The sequence below is a fragment of the Mesorhizobium sp. M0496 genome (genome assembly GCF_040321205.1).
Classification (GTDB): Bacteria; Pseudomonadota; Alphaproteobacteria; order Rhizobiales; family Rhizobiaceae; genus Mesorhizobium.
This window is the reverse complement of record NZ_JAMYRC010000077.1, coordinates 1-12,846: the sequence shown is the minus strand read 5'-3', so window position 1 is coordinate 12,846 and position 12,846 is coordinate 1. Positions and strand designations below refer to the sequence as shown.

General features: G+C 59.7%; 7 protein-coding genes, 7 pseudogenes and 1 other annotated feature. Of the genes and pseudogenes, 8 read left to right on the top strand and 6 right to left on the bottom strand.

The genetic code is table 11. From position 1 onward, the window contains the following. A pseudogene (locus NKI73_RS32625) lies at positions 1–75 on the bottom strand (DNA-binding response regulator); the annotation flags it as partial. On the opposite strand from NKI73_RS32625, the gene NKI73_RS32620 reads away from it, so the two are divergent. Then, a complete protein-coding gene (locus tag NKI73_RS32620) occupies positions 67–417 on the top strand; it encodes an acyl carrier protein (RefSeq protein WP_352636050.1) in 351 nt (116 codons plus the stop codon). The pseudogene NKI73_RS32625 and the gene NKI73_RS32620 overlap by 9 nt on opposite strands. Before the next feature lie 141 nt (positions 418–558). On the opposite strand, the gene NKI73_RS32615 is transcribed toward NKI73_RS32620, so the two are convergent. The 3 genes and pseudogenes from NKI73_RS32615 to NKI73_RS32605 all read right to left on the bottom strand — a co-directional run bounded on the left by NKI73_RS32615 (position 559) and on the right by NKI73_RS32605 (position 2,082). Beyond that, complete coding sequence (locus tag NKI73_RS32615; RefSeq protein ID WP_023749049.1) at positions 559–1,176, bottom strand: hypothetical protein; 618 nt, start codon at positions 1,174–1,176, stop codon at positions 559–561. Continuing rightward, positions 1,176–1,355 carry a hypothetical protein gene (locus NKI73_RS32610; protein WP_031194388.1) on the bottom strand — a complete coding sequence of 60 codons (180 nt, stop codon included), beginning with the start codon at positions 1,353–1,355 and terminating at the stop codon, positions 1,176–1,178. The genes NKI73_RS32615 and NKI73_RS32610 overlap by 1 nt, the downstream gene beginning before the upstream one ends. After that, positions 1,352–2,082 (bottom strand): annotated as a pseudogene (locus tag NKI73_RS32605) (IS6 family transposase). Before NKI73_RS32605 ends, NKI73_RS32610 begins: the two are co-directional and overlap by 4 nt. Before the next feature lie 294 nt (positions 2,083–2,376). On the opposite strand from NKI73_RS32605, the gene NKI73_RS32600 reads away from it, so the two are divergent. From NKI73_RS32600 to NKI73_RS32590, 3 genes and pseudogenes are all read left to right on the top strand, one after another. Further along, positions 2,377–2,754: a flagellar export protein FliJ gene (locus NKI73_RS32600; protein WP_352487760.1), complete on the top strand. Its 378-nt coding sequence runs from the start codon at positions 2,377–2,379 to the stop codon at positions 2,752–2,754. A gap of 235 nt (positions 2,755–2,989) precedes the next feature. Then, a pseudogene (locus NKI73_RS32595) lies at positions 2,990–3,153 on the top strand (DUF1403 family protein); the annotation flags it as partial. Positions 3,154–3,203: 50 nt separating this feature from the next. Then, positions 3,204–3,913: pseudogene (locus NKI73_RS32590) on the top strand (IS6 family transposase). Between the two features lie 127 nt (positions 3,914–4,040). On the opposite strand, the gene NKI73_RS32585 reads toward NKI73_RS32590, so the two are convergent. Continuing rightward, on the bottom strand, positions 4,041–5,960 hold the full coding sequence (locus NKI73_RS32585; protein WP_352636047.1) for a potassium transporter Kup: 1,920 nt from the start codon (positions 5,958–5,960) through the stop codon (positions 4,041–4,043). Positions 5,961–6,463: 503 nt separating this feature from the next. Between NKI73_RS32585 and NKI73_RS32580 the strand changes: the two are divergent. Then, positions 6,464–7,366, top strand: a pseudogene (locus NKI73_RS32580) (IS3 family transposase); the annotation flags it as partial. Further along, positions 6,715–6,831, top strand: a sequence feature (AL1L pseudoknot). It overlaps the preceding pseudogene by 117 nt. Here NKI73_RS32580 and NKI73_RS32575 read toward each other — a convergent pair. Next, positions 7,345–8,776: pseudogene (locus NKI73_RS32575) on the bottom strand (IS30 family transposase). The pseudogenes NKI73_RS32580 and NKI73_RS32575 sit on opposite strands and share 22 nt — an antisense overlap. Before the next feature lie 43 nt (positions 8,777–8,819). Here NKI73_RS32575 and NKI73_RS32570 point away from each other — a divergent pair. From NKI73_RS32570 to virD4, 3 genes and pseudogenes are all read left to right on the top strand, one after another. Beyond that, positions 8,820–9,122 (top strand): annotated as a pseudogene (locus NKI73_RS32570) (integrase core domain-containing protein); the annotation flags it as partial. A gap of 300 nt (positions 9,123–9,422) precedes the next feature. Then, the gene (locus NKI73_RS32565; RefSeq protein ID WP_245260339.1) at positions 9,423–10,199 is read left to right on the top strand and encodes a hypothetical protein; all 777 of its coding nucleotides are present in this window, start codon (positions 9,423–9,425) and stop codon (positions 10,197–10,199) included. Positions 10,200–10,446: 247 nt separating this feature from the next. Further along, complete coding sequence (gene virD4, locus NKI73_RS32560; protein ID WP_352487763.1) at positions 10,447–12,192, top strand: type IV secretion system ATPase VirD4; 1,746 nt, start codon at positions 10,447–10,449, stop codon at positions 12,190–12,192. Positions 12,193–12,846 lie beyond the last annotated feature (654 nt).

Here is a 12,846-nt window from a genome sequence, read left to right as displayed (position 1 = left end):
GGCATGCATCGTGAGATACTCGGCGATGAGGCGCCGCATTGCGGCATCATCGTCAATGACAAGAACATGTTTCAACGGCACACCTCGTTTTGGGGGTTGGACCCGATCAGGGTTGCATTACCTGAATCTGCAATCAAAAGGCATGTATTAGTGATGACATTACTTGAAATTGAACAACTGGTTCTCAAAACCCTCAACGCTCTAGTTGCCGAAAAAGTAGAGGTCTCGATGACAACCAGAATGCGGGATCTCGGCCTCGACAGCCTCGACTATAACGAGCTTGCTACGGCGATCGAGAGCCGACTTGGCTGGTTTGTCGACGATTACAAGCTCTGGCAATACGAGTCCGTAAGGCATGTCGCCGACGCCGTCGCCAGTCAGGAGTTGCGCACCCCTGGCCTGGGCAGGACATGTTAAGCGGAACCACCAGCAGTGCGGCAAGTGCTGGAGTAGTGCTGTAGGCACAGGTTACGGTGAGGGCAGCTTGGGCGGCGGTAGCTATGGCCATTGCTCCGCTGTGGTTTGTATCCGTGACTGGTGTGTTTGAGAACTGTTGGGTCAGCCCGGTCCATGTCGCAGTGCCGATGCCCCCTTGGTGGCGTTGCCCGCAATTGCGATCGCTGCGCCCAGGGCACCAATGCTGACGGTCGTTGTCAGGCCACCCGTTGAATTGTTGTCAGAGGCAACAGTGCCCACCACACCATCCCAATTGGTGGTCGTATCGACCGACATGTAGTCACGGAACACGCTCTCACTATACGTGGTCACGATCGTTGCCGTCGTACCGGTTGGCACGAGGGCTGACCACACTGACAGATAGACCACACCAGAATTGAAGATGCTTTCCACCTGAGCGAGAAGGGTGGCAGCCACACCCCCAATCGTCATACTGTTGACGGTCACTGCACTTTCGGTGTCAGTGGTCTCAGTTGTCACGATGACACGACGATTAGCGTGTGGCGCGACAAGAAGCGGAATGCTGGTGTGGGTGTAAACGGTCGTGGCAGTCGAGTCTTCGTGAGTGCCATTGAAGACCAGATCTATCGGGAACATTTTCTCCCAGACGCCCGAGCTGCGCACATAGACCTGTCGAGCCTTGGTCCAGAGGCTTGAGATTTTCACCCAGACGGCGCTGGCCGCCCCCCAGACCCCGGAGGCTTTGACGTAAAGGGCCATTACGGCTGCACCCAGAAATCACCGTCCACGCCGCCAGAAGGGGCAGCGGCCGAGATCGTGACGCTGCGATTTGCCATCGTGCCGACGCCGAGAAGCGCCTTGGTCTGGGCAATGGACTGCGGTCGACGATAATTGTCCCCGGTGCCGTCACTCGACACGCGACCGACGAAGCTCGTCACAGCGTCGGCACCTGTGGCGTAGGTCGAGCGGTACAAACGCGTCGTGATATCACCAGCGCGATCGCGCTGAGGCGATGAACATGTATGGCGAGAGCAGAACGTTTGGGGCGGGGCGGGACGAAGAGGTTGCGGAGGGCTGACAAGGTCGAGACGAAGCGTTGCAGGCCTCTCGGCGATCGGACCCCTGCATCATCCGCTCCCGTTTTCGCGGCGGCACATGGGAATTCTCCGCTCCGTTGTTCAACCCCTTGTGCGACCGGTGCTTGACGTCCGGCATCACCTGTCGCTTTGCCGCTCCATACGAGCGCAGCTAGTCGGTGATCATGCGCTTCGGCGCGAGCCCCTGCTTCTTCAACAGCCGCGTCAGCAAGCGCTTGGCGGCCTTGGTGTTGCGGCGGTTTTGCACGATTTCGTCCAGCACATATCCATCCTGGTCGACGGTGCGCCACAACCAAAGCTTTTTGCCGGGCGATGGTGACGACCACTTCGTTCAGGTACCAGACGTCATTCCGGCACGGCGGCTTGCGGCGCAAGCAGCGAGCGCAGTCCAGCCCGAACTTGATGCCCCACCGGCGACTTGTCTCATACGAAACCACGATGCCGCGTTCCAGCAGCATTTCCTCAACCAGGCGCAGGCTCAGCGGAAACCGGAAATAAAGCCAGACCGCGTGGGCGATAATAGGCGGCGGAAATCGGGGGGCGTGTAGCTGACGGCGGGCGTATTCATGCCCCCCGGCGTCCATGTCGCAAATCTTGACGATTGCTTTGTGTGTCAAGCCCGCCGCAGGTCTCAACGCGTTCAATGCAGACATTGTGAAAATCGCCCTATTCCGCCTTTTTTTACCGCCCCTTAAGTCCCCCGCTCGCATGCTTGTCGATGCCATTGAACTCATAGCCATCGGCCAAGGATTTTGGAAAATATGTTTCCGCTCGCAGCAGAAAACGTGAGAGTCGCTGTAGGCCTAACGTTAAGGGGAGAGAGCGGTTTGATTGGACGAAATGGGTACCGGAGTACCGAGTCATGAAGCCACGAGGTAATCTGGTCCGACTGAAGCAATTTCAGGTGAATGAGAAGCGGCGACAGTTGCACCAGCTAGACATCATGATTGCCGATTTCGAGCGCATGGCGCGAGAACTGGACTTCCAGATAAACGCCGAGGAAACGAAGGCCGGCATCTCCGATGTCAATCATTTCGCTTATCCGACGTTCGCCAAGGCCGCTCGCCTACGTCGTGACAACGTCAAGAATTCGCAATCGGACCTTCTGCGGCAGAGAACCGCAGCCGAGCCATGCCTCGCCGAGGCTGAAGCAGAGCTCTCCAAGGCGCAAATGCTAGAATCGCGCAGCGGCAGAGGCCACGACCTCGAACCCGGCAACCGAAGCGCCATGATCGGCTGAGCCGGATGGCTTCAGCGCGCCTCATTCGCGACACCCGACTGGCCGTTGGCGCGCGAGAGGCGTGCGGGCACTGTAAAGATATCAGCGTCTTGATGCAGCGATAGCTGGTCGGGACGGCTGTCATGCTGCGGCGACATACGCGATTTTGTTCCAGATTTGCATGGCGGCGTTACGCAGGTATTGGGGGAAAGTGGAACTGGTTGGCAATCGGATCTCGGTGGAAACGAACCGCTGCCGGCGGACCGGCGCCTGGCGGCAACGCCTGGCGCTTTCGGCGGCGGCGGTAATGGCAAAGCAGGCTGGCCGCGTCGAGGATGAAGCGGCACCTGCGCGATGCCGTTCTGCTCAGGGCCGGGAGACGGGGTCGGCCCCGCCGGCCGGATGCTGCTCGCTTGGCGCGGCATCGTAAAGTCAACCGACAGCTTATGAAGATGTGCGTACATGGGGCCATGTCAGAAGTTGCTGGTGATCCGCTCTATGGTCGCCACCGCTTTCCCGCCGAGATCATTGCGCACGCGGTATGGCTCTACTTTCGCTTTCCGCTCAGCCTGCGCATGGTTGAGGACATGCTGGCGGCCCGCGGCATCATCGTCACGCATCAGACCGTTCGAAGCTGCGCGGAGAAATTCGGACGGCATTTCGCCCAGGAGATCAATATCAGCCGGCTGCCTGGGCGACAAATAGCATCTCGACGAATGTGTCGTGGCTATCAGTGGCAAGAAGCAGTGGCTCTGGCGTGCCGTCGATCAGGACGGCTTCGTCCTCGAAGTGCTGGTACAAAGCCGCCGAAATGCCAAGGCGGCAAAGCGTCTGATGCGCAAGTTGCTGAAAGCTCAAGGGCGGACACCACGGATCATGATCACCGACAAGCTCCGATCCTATGATGCCGCCATGCGCGACCTCATGCCCGGCGTCGAACACCGGTCGCACACAGGCCTGAATAATCGAGCGGAAAATTCGCACCAGCCGACCCGACGACGCGAAAGGATCATGAAACGCTTCAAGTCGGCACGCCAGCTTCAGCGGTTCGTTTCCATCCATGATCCGATTGCCGACCTGCTCACTTTCCCTGCAATGCGCTGTCATCGGCTCAACATCGAGACCTGCGTAACGCCCCATGCAAATCTGGAACAAAATCGCGTGTGTCGCCACAGCGTGACAGCCGTCCCGGCCAGCTATCGCTGCATCAAGCCGCTGAAACTTACAGTGCCGGGCGCGCTGCTACCTGAATTTCCTTACCGCTCAATCAATGTGACAGCACCGATTCTTCTCAACCGCGGCATGCCCTAAATCGTCACTTGCGTTCCGATCTCGACGACGCGTCCGGTCGGGATCTGGAAGTACTCCGTCGCGTCGGCCGCCGTACGCGCCAGGCCGATGAACAACCGGTCCTGCCACACCGGCATGCCGGAATTAGGCGAGGCCTTGAGCGAACGCCGTGACAGGAAGAACGAGGTCGTCATGATGTCGAACTTCCAGCCTTGCTTGCGGCAGATCGCCAGCGCGCGCGGGATGTTCGGCTGCTCCATGTAGCCGAAGGTCAGCGTCACCCGCATGAACAGCTCGTTGACCGTCTCCATCTTGACCCGGTCGCTGTCGGGCACCACCGGTTGCGGCGCGGTCACCACCGAAAGGATGACGTTCTGCTCGTGCAGCACCTTGTAGTGCTTCAGGCTGTGCATCAGCGCGGTTGGCGCGCTGAGTGGATCGCTCGTCAGGAACACCGCGGTGCCGGACACCAGCTGCGGCTTTTTCTTCAGGAGATTGCCGGCGAGGAAATCGAGCGGGATTTCGTTGCGGCGGGTCTTGTCGAACAGATAGCGGCTGCCGCGCACCCAGGTCCACATAGCCAGCACAATGGTGAAGGCCACCGCCAGCGAAGCCCAGCCACCCTCGAACACTTTGACGATGTTGGAGGCAAAAAAGCCGACATCGATGAAGCCGAACAGCGCCGTCATGGCGACCGCCACCCACAGCCGCCATTTCCAGATCCGGGTCATGACGACGAACAGCAGCACCGTCGTCACCAGCATGTTGCCGGTCACCGAGATGCCATAGGCGGAGGCGAGCTTGCTCGATTCGCCGAAACCGACGACCAGCAGCATCACCGCCAGCGCCAGCAACAGATTGACGCGCGGCATGTAGATCTGGCCCGACTGCTTCTCCGAGGTGTGCAGGATTTCCAGGCGCGGCAGCATATTGAGCTGCACCGCCTGCCGGGTCAGCGAGAAGGCGCCGGAGATGACCGCCTGGCTGGCGATGACAGTCGCGGCCGTCGCCAGCACGACCATCGGGATCAGCGTCCAGCCTTCGTTCATTTCGAAGAATGGATGGCCGACGACGCCATTCTTGGCCAGCACGAAGGCGCCTTGCCCGGCATAATTGAGCAGCAGGCAGGGAAACACGATCGCCAGCCAGGCCAGCACGATCGGCTTGCGGCCGAAATGGCCGAGATCGGCATAGAGTGCTTCCGCGCCGGTGACGGCGAGGAAGATGGCGCCGATGGTCACGAAAGCGACGTCGGGCGAATTGATCAGGAAGGCGACGATGTAGTGCGGGCTCACCGCCCACAGGATTTCCGGATCGGCGATGATGTGGTTGAGCCCGGAAAGGCCAATTGCCAGGAACCACACCGCCGTCACCGGGCCGAACACCAATCCTACCCCGCCCGTGCCGAAGCGCTGCACCGCAAACACCATGGCAAGAATGACCAGTGTCAGCGGCACGACATAGGGCTGGAAGGTCGGCGTGACGACATTCATGCCCTCAACCGCCGACAGCACCGATATCGCCGGTGTGATGACGGCATCACCGAAGAAAAGCGATGCCCCGACGATGCCGATGCCGAGCATCAGCGCCGAGCGCTTGGGGAAACTGCCGCGCGCCAGCGCCATCAGCGACAGCACGCCGCCCTCGCCGCCGTTATCGGCGCGCAGCACGAACATGATGTACTTGATGGTGACGATGATCGTCAGCGACCAGATGATCAGCGACAGCACGCCCAGAATATCGCCGCGCTGGGCGACATTGCCGCCTGACGACGCCACCAGCGCCTCGCGAAAGGCGTAGATCGGGCTGGTGCCAATATCGCCATAGACAACGCCGAGCGCGCCTAGCATCAGCACCTTGGGGCTTTGCTGTTCGATTGCCGGATGGCTCGACTGTTCGACGGGTTCTGCCTCGCTACCAGTATTGGTAAGGCCCATGGACGACACTCCGATAAGGGGCGGCCCTCTACCTTTGCTGCACTGCAATATCAAGTGCCGCGACGTAATGGCTCCGTATGCGGACCGCATTTGTTGCCGCACCGTCGGATTGTCTCATACGAAACCACGATCCCGCTCCCGGGCCATTTCCTCGACGAGACACAGGCTCAAGGGGACCTGAAGGAGGGCCAGACCGGATGGGCGATGATCTGCGGCAGGAAACGATGGCGCTGCTTGTAGCTGACGGCATATCTTTCTCCTTTGTGTGTCTGCCAGACGAGCGGGCGGGCACGGAAGTGGTCGCGCTCTGGCTGCCAGACATACTCGTCCAACCTGATGAAAACCTGACTTGTACACCCAGCCCAAACAGGTGCGAGGGGTCGGTCTATTATCAAAGGCTCTGAGGGCTGATTCTCTAGGGTTCCCGCCCAGATTGATCCGTGACCCTTGTTGTGTGCCGCCCCGGGTTGATCGGAGGCTCCAACTCCTGAGAAGGTGGAACCATGACAAGCAAGGCGACCAACAAGTTCTCTCCCGAGGTCCGGACCCCCCGCGGTGCGGCTGGTTCTGGATCACGAACGCGAGCATACGTCGCGGTGGGCGGCGGTTTCATCGATCGCCGCCAAGATCGGCTGCAAGAAAGCCGAGCGTGACGGCGGCGTGCGCGCCGGAGTTCCCACGGATGCTGCGACGAAACTGAAGGCTCTGGAACGCGAGAGCCGCGAGCTTCGCAGGCCAACGAGAGCAAGGCTTCCGCGTATTTTGCCCAGGCGAAGCTCGACCGCCGGTTCAGGCCATGATCGCGTTCATCGACGATCACCGCAAGGCGCATGGGGTTGAGCCGATCTGCAAGGTGCTGCCGATCGCCCCGTCGACCTACCACGACCATGTCGCCAAGCGCGTCGACCCCTGCCGGCTGTCGGCTCGGGCAAGATGGGATACAGCCTCGAAGGATGAGGTCCGACGGGTTTGAGGCGAACTTCCGCGTCTACGGCATTCGCAAGGTCTGGCGGCGGTTGCGTCGCGAGGGCTTCGAGGTCGCCCGCTGCACGGTTGCCCGCTTGATGAAGGCCATGGGCCTCGAAGGCATCGTCCGCGGCAAGCCGATCCTCCGCACTACGGTGAGCGACAAGGCCGCACCTTGCCCTCTCGACCACGTCAACCGCCAGATCCATGCTCCGGCGCCGAACATGCTGCGGGTCTCCGACTTCACCTGCGTCGCGACCTGGACGGGCTTCGTCTATGTCGCCTTTGTCATCGACACCTATGCCCGTCGGATCGTCGGCTGGCGGGTGAGCCGGACGGCGCATGCAGCCTTCGTTCTCGATGCCCTGGAACAGGCTCTCCATGATCGGCGGCCCGCGCGGGGAGGCGGGCTCATCCATCACAGCGATAGAGGCAGCCAAGGCGGATTCAACCGGATCGTCGCAACACCGGCATCATACTGTCCCCCAAGGAGCTGATCGAGGAGTTCGGCAGGTGTTTTCCAGCCGAGCGTTTTGCGCGGTCTTGTGTTGATAGCATGGGCAACTGCGTCCAGTTCCCGGGCTGTGTGCCGACTGAGATCCGTGCCCTTTGGAAAGTACTGTCTCAGCAAGCCATTGGTGTTTTCGTTGGAGTCTCGCTGCCACGGGCTTGGGGATCGCAGAAGTAAATCTCGAGCCCGGTGTCGATGCGCAGGTCGGCTGCTGCGCCATTTCCGCTCCATGGTCCCAAGTCAGCGACTGACGCAGCTGCTCGGGAAGTTTGCCCATGGATCGGGCTATGCTCTGCGGACTGCTTCAGCGCCGTGGCCGGCAAGTGGTGGACCGTTCTTGATGCGCAGGCTCTGCTGATAGCCATGCATGCGCGGCAGGTGAAGCACGCATTGTGAAGCGTGAACTTCGTTCCACGAGCGTACCGATCGCCTAGCTTCCGAGGCCAAGGACGAGGTCGCCTTCCCAATGTCCGGGGACAGCCCGATCGGCAATTTCGGCCGGAAGGTCGCCTATCATAACGGCGTCTCCAATGAAGGACTTGTTGCGCATTCGGGCCCGTTCGCGCGGTACGCGCGTTCGCGCGGTACGCGCAACGCTCGGCCTGAACGCAGACATGCGGTCAGTCCTCGGCGCAATGCTCCGCGTCCTTGAATGTACAAGGACTGATAGATCGTCTCGTGGCTGATCCGCATGGTTTGATCCTCTGGGTAATCGATCTGAAGCCGATTTAGCGATCTGCTCGGGGCTCCAGGCTGCCGACCACCTCCGGCTCTGTCGTTTTTTCCATACCCACCTTGGGGCCCTCGAATGAGGCGCCATTAGGGTTGGTGACTTTGCCGGCCAAGCGCTCCTCAACATATTCACGCAGAGCCGGATTGACCGCCAGCTTGCCAGGAGGCCGCCGGGACTCACGATCGGCGTGCCATTGGGCGGCACTGGCCGGTAATCCAGATTGCCGCTGCGCGTCGCGGCATTGCGCCTGACCTCCCGCGAGATTGTGCTCGGCGGCCGACCTAGTTTACGAGCAATGGCCCGGATGCCGATTCCCTTGGCAAGCTCAAGCGCAATATCCTCGCGCTCCCGAAAGAAAGATATCGCCCCGAAGGCGGCTTCGCCCACGGCGCCAAATGCGTTGGCGGCATCCCTCCTGCACTCCGAAACCAGCGCGGACCAAGAGGCGTTGATGTACCGGCATCCAGTGCGGCCTCCTCGCTCGAATGTCCCAAGGCAATAGCTTGCCAGAACCGGAAGCGATTCTCACGCTGCCAGGCGGCGGACGCCCGGGCGATCTAGCTTCTTTCGAGTGCACCGATCTGAAGCGCGTTGGTGAACCGTCATTGCAACCTCCAATCCCTTGGTGTTGCGACGACCGGTTGAATCCGCCCAACACGTCAGCATTCAATACACCGAGCGCTTGGCGGAGGCCGGCGTCGAACCCGCAGTGGGCAGTGTCGGCGACTCTTTCGATAATGCTCTCGCGGAAACGATCAACGGTCTTTACAAGGCCGAGGTGATCCATCGACGCGGACCCTGGCGCTCATTCGAGGCCGTCGAGTTCGCCACGCTCGAATGGGTCGACTGCTTCAACAATCGCTGGCTGCTGGAGCCCATCGGCAACATCCCGCCGGCCGAAGCCGAGGAACGCTACTACGCCATGTTGGATGAACCAGCCATAGCCGCGTGACTCAAACGAAACGGCCACCGGAATGCCCGGGGCAGTTCACATCCATTTGATGCCAGCTTCATCGTATTTTCTTCGGCTTGGACGGGCACTTGGCAGACCCACAGAGCTGGGAACCCTTTGCCATACTACAACTGTAACATCATATCGGTTTAGCAGGTCAAGCTTCGGTGGTAACCTCATTGGGTAGAATAACTACTTTGGAGGCGAGCAATGGATCGCGATAACAAACGGGCACGTGCAGCTGCAAGATCATCTCAAGGCGTGGGGAGCAGTAGCCTCCGTGACGTTCCAGAGGGGCCATTGAGCGATGTTGCAGAACGGCTGGTAACCGCTAACCCGCGCGATACAGCGCGAAATCTTGGGGGCTTCAAAGGCCTCGGGACGCACGAGCGAACAGCCGTTCGGGGCACTCAACCCGGGCCAGAAACTGACCTCGCGAGATTTGAAAGGCGGACCAATCGGCTTGGACGATCAGCCATCGATCTGGCCGCGACATTAACAGCCGAATTGGGGTACAGCACGGATGACATAGCATTGCAGAAAGTCGGAGCGGCCAGTAATCTAGGCGATTACCTAACGCCAGGGCTGCAAGATGCTATTGTTAATCGCATTGGCAACATGGATCCGCCGTCGCAAGCTCTCGGAGCTTATTACGTTGCGCCACACTTCAGTAAGTTTACTGACGAAAACAAATCTCGCATTCTTGATCAGGCCATTGGATTGGCTTCTTCTGATCCGGATGGCAATGTCAGGATGATGGCATCCAATGCTATTCTCAACATGTATCAACAGTTAGACGCAAATCAACAGGCCCAAGCTCACTCAGTTTTTCCCGGCATGCAAGACATCTTGCCGCACATGCCGCCGCCGCAGCATGCAGCAGAGGAACGGAGTGCGAATCTGGACGGCCACATAGCAGGTATTGAGGCTGCAGTCCGTGATACAGTAGGCCCGCAAACCTCCTATGAACAGCTGCAGCGGGGTGCTCAAATCGGGCGGTCCATAAACCACGCCTTCAATCACGCCCGAGAGGACCTAATGGAGGCCACCAGAAGCAGAGATCGCTCCGGCCGTTGAGGTCTCGGCCATGGTACAGTGACGCTTTCCCTCCCGAATTCCGTTTACGGCCTTGCCGTTTCCAATTCGCTGGCCGTTGACGTACCTGCTTAGTGTAACTTTCAAAAACCACGTCTGCCGGGTGATGCGCTGCAAGCATCGCACCACCCGCTGCGGCATCGATCTGTCGAGCGGCGACATCGCGCGACGCCGGTTCGGTCTCTGAAGCACGCGCAGCATTAGCTACGGCTAATCCGGCAATGGAACAATGCTTTCAACAAAAACGACGCCCCCCAACATAGCCATTAGCATCGCGTGCTCACTCGCCGTGGGCTTCTGTGCGGCAAGTCTTTACGCAACCTTCCGCCACGGCGGCAGCGGCGAGGCTCTGATGGCGTTTGATGTCCGTGCCTTTTGGTTTGAGACGCCCTTCTATTTGGGTTTCGCAACCCCCGTTTTCTATCGGGGCGCGGCTATCGTGCTCTCGACGTCCGCGGTCGTCTTGCTGATTCAGCAGATCGTATTGCGCCGCAAGCTCGAACACCACGGGACGGCTCGTTGGGCTCGAGTGGATGAAATGCGACGCGCGGGATATCTGCGACGATACCGTGGCGTGACAGGGCCGGTGTTTGGGAAGACAAGTGGCCCTTTCTGGCCTGGCTACTACCTGACCAATGGCGAGCAGCCTCACAGCCTCATCGTTGCACCGACCCGCGCTGGCAAGGGCGTCGGCATAGTCATTCCAACGCTACTTACATTCAAAGGCTCGGTGATAGCTCTGGACGTCAAGGGGGAGCTCTTTGAGCTCACCTCGAGGGCGCGCAAAGCCGCAGGTGACGACGTGTTTAAATTCGCGCCGCTGGATTCGGAGCGGCGCACAAACTGCTACAATCCGCTGTTGGATCTTATAGCGTTGCCTCCACAGCAGCAATTCACCGAAGCCCGCCGCTTGGCCGCAAACCTGATTACGGCCAAGGGGGAGGGCGCGGAAGGTTTCGTCAGCGGCGCGCGAGATATCTTTGTCGCGGGAATCCTTGCCTGCATCGAGCGGGGCACGCCAACAATCGGCGCCGTCTATGACCTCTTCGCCCAGCCGGGGGAGAAGTTTAAGCTCTTCGCGCGACTCGCCATGGAGACCCAGAACAAAGAGGCACAACGCATCTTCGACGACATGGCGGGGAACGATACGAAAATCCTAACCTCCTACACTTCCGTGCTCGGCGATGGCGGGCTCAACCTGTGGGCGGATCCCGCTGTAAAGGCGGCCACAAGTCGCTCGGACTTTTCGGTCTATGATCTTCGCCGTCGCAGAACGTGCATCTATCTTTGCGTTGGTCCGAACGATCTTGAGGTGATCGCGCCTCTGATACGCTTGTTTTTTCAGCAAATCGTTTCAATTCTGCAGCGGTCGCTGGCCCGCCGGGATGAAAAGCACGAGGTTCTCTTCCTGCTCGACGAGTTCAAGCACTTGGGTAAGCTGGAGGCGATCGAGACCGCAATCACGACTATCGCGGGCTACAAGGGGCGTTTCATGCTCATCATCCAAAGCCTTTCGGCACTGACGGGGGCTTATGGAGAGGCTGGCAAGCAGAATTTTCTCAGCAATACCGGACTGCAAGTGTTCATGGCCACGGCTGATGACGAGACTCCGAACTACATTTCCAAGGCCATCGGTGAATACACGTTTGAAGCCAAATCGATTTCCCACAGCCAGGCGCGAACGTTCGACTGGACCATTCAGAATTCACATCAAGGTGCACCGCTATTGCGTCCCGAACAGGTTCGGCTGCTCGATGACGACTACGAGATTGTTCTCATCAAAGGTCTGCCACCATTAAAATTGAGGAAGGTGCGTTATTTTTCGGATCGCATTCTGAAACGCATCTTTGAACGCCAGACAGGCGCCCTCCCGGAGCCGGCGCCCTTGACGGGAGCAGAGGAGGCGCTCTCCGCCGAATCTCAACTCGATGACCCGCTGTGTGAATTGGCGCAGGACTTTGACGATACAGTTTGATGTGAGGCTGGTGTGGACCCCGCGAAAAAATCCATCCCGTGTAACAGCTTTGTCGCAGGTGCAGGACGCCGGCTTGGAAGGGCCAAGCCCGGCAAGTGGGCTTTGAGCAGCACGTGTCCGAGGCGCTCCGGCCGCTGTTCGATGGTCGAGCTGACGAGCCGCCAACCAAACCAGAGGAGCTTCTGCGACTGGAACAGGGGGTTTCGCGAGGTGCTTCAGCGAGGGCAGGATCATCAAGCCGCCTCGTCTTTTTTCAGCAACCCAGGGATGCCCGCTGGACGGGATGACCTCAACAGAAGCGTGTCGGAGGCTTTCGCAAGCTCTGGGACGCCGGAGTTCGGGCCGCCGCCCCCAGTCTTGGCTGCCAGCCAACAGCAGATCCGCCCTTCGCCGGATGAGCTTGACCAGGGCAACCACCTGCCACCCGAGTGAGTCGTCCCAACAATGAACATTCACCAGCGCTGTTGTGGCCAGCGCAGACGCAGAGGGCCCTGAATACGCTGCAAGCCGTCGCCATTCAGCAGCAGCTGAGCGAAATCGGCAATTCAGGCGGCCGCGTGCATATGCAGAGAGGGGCTGATGCGATCTCCGGACCGGTAGCTCTCGCCGTAATTGATCAGGCTGGTACTGTTGGAAGGCTTGATCAGCCTCGTC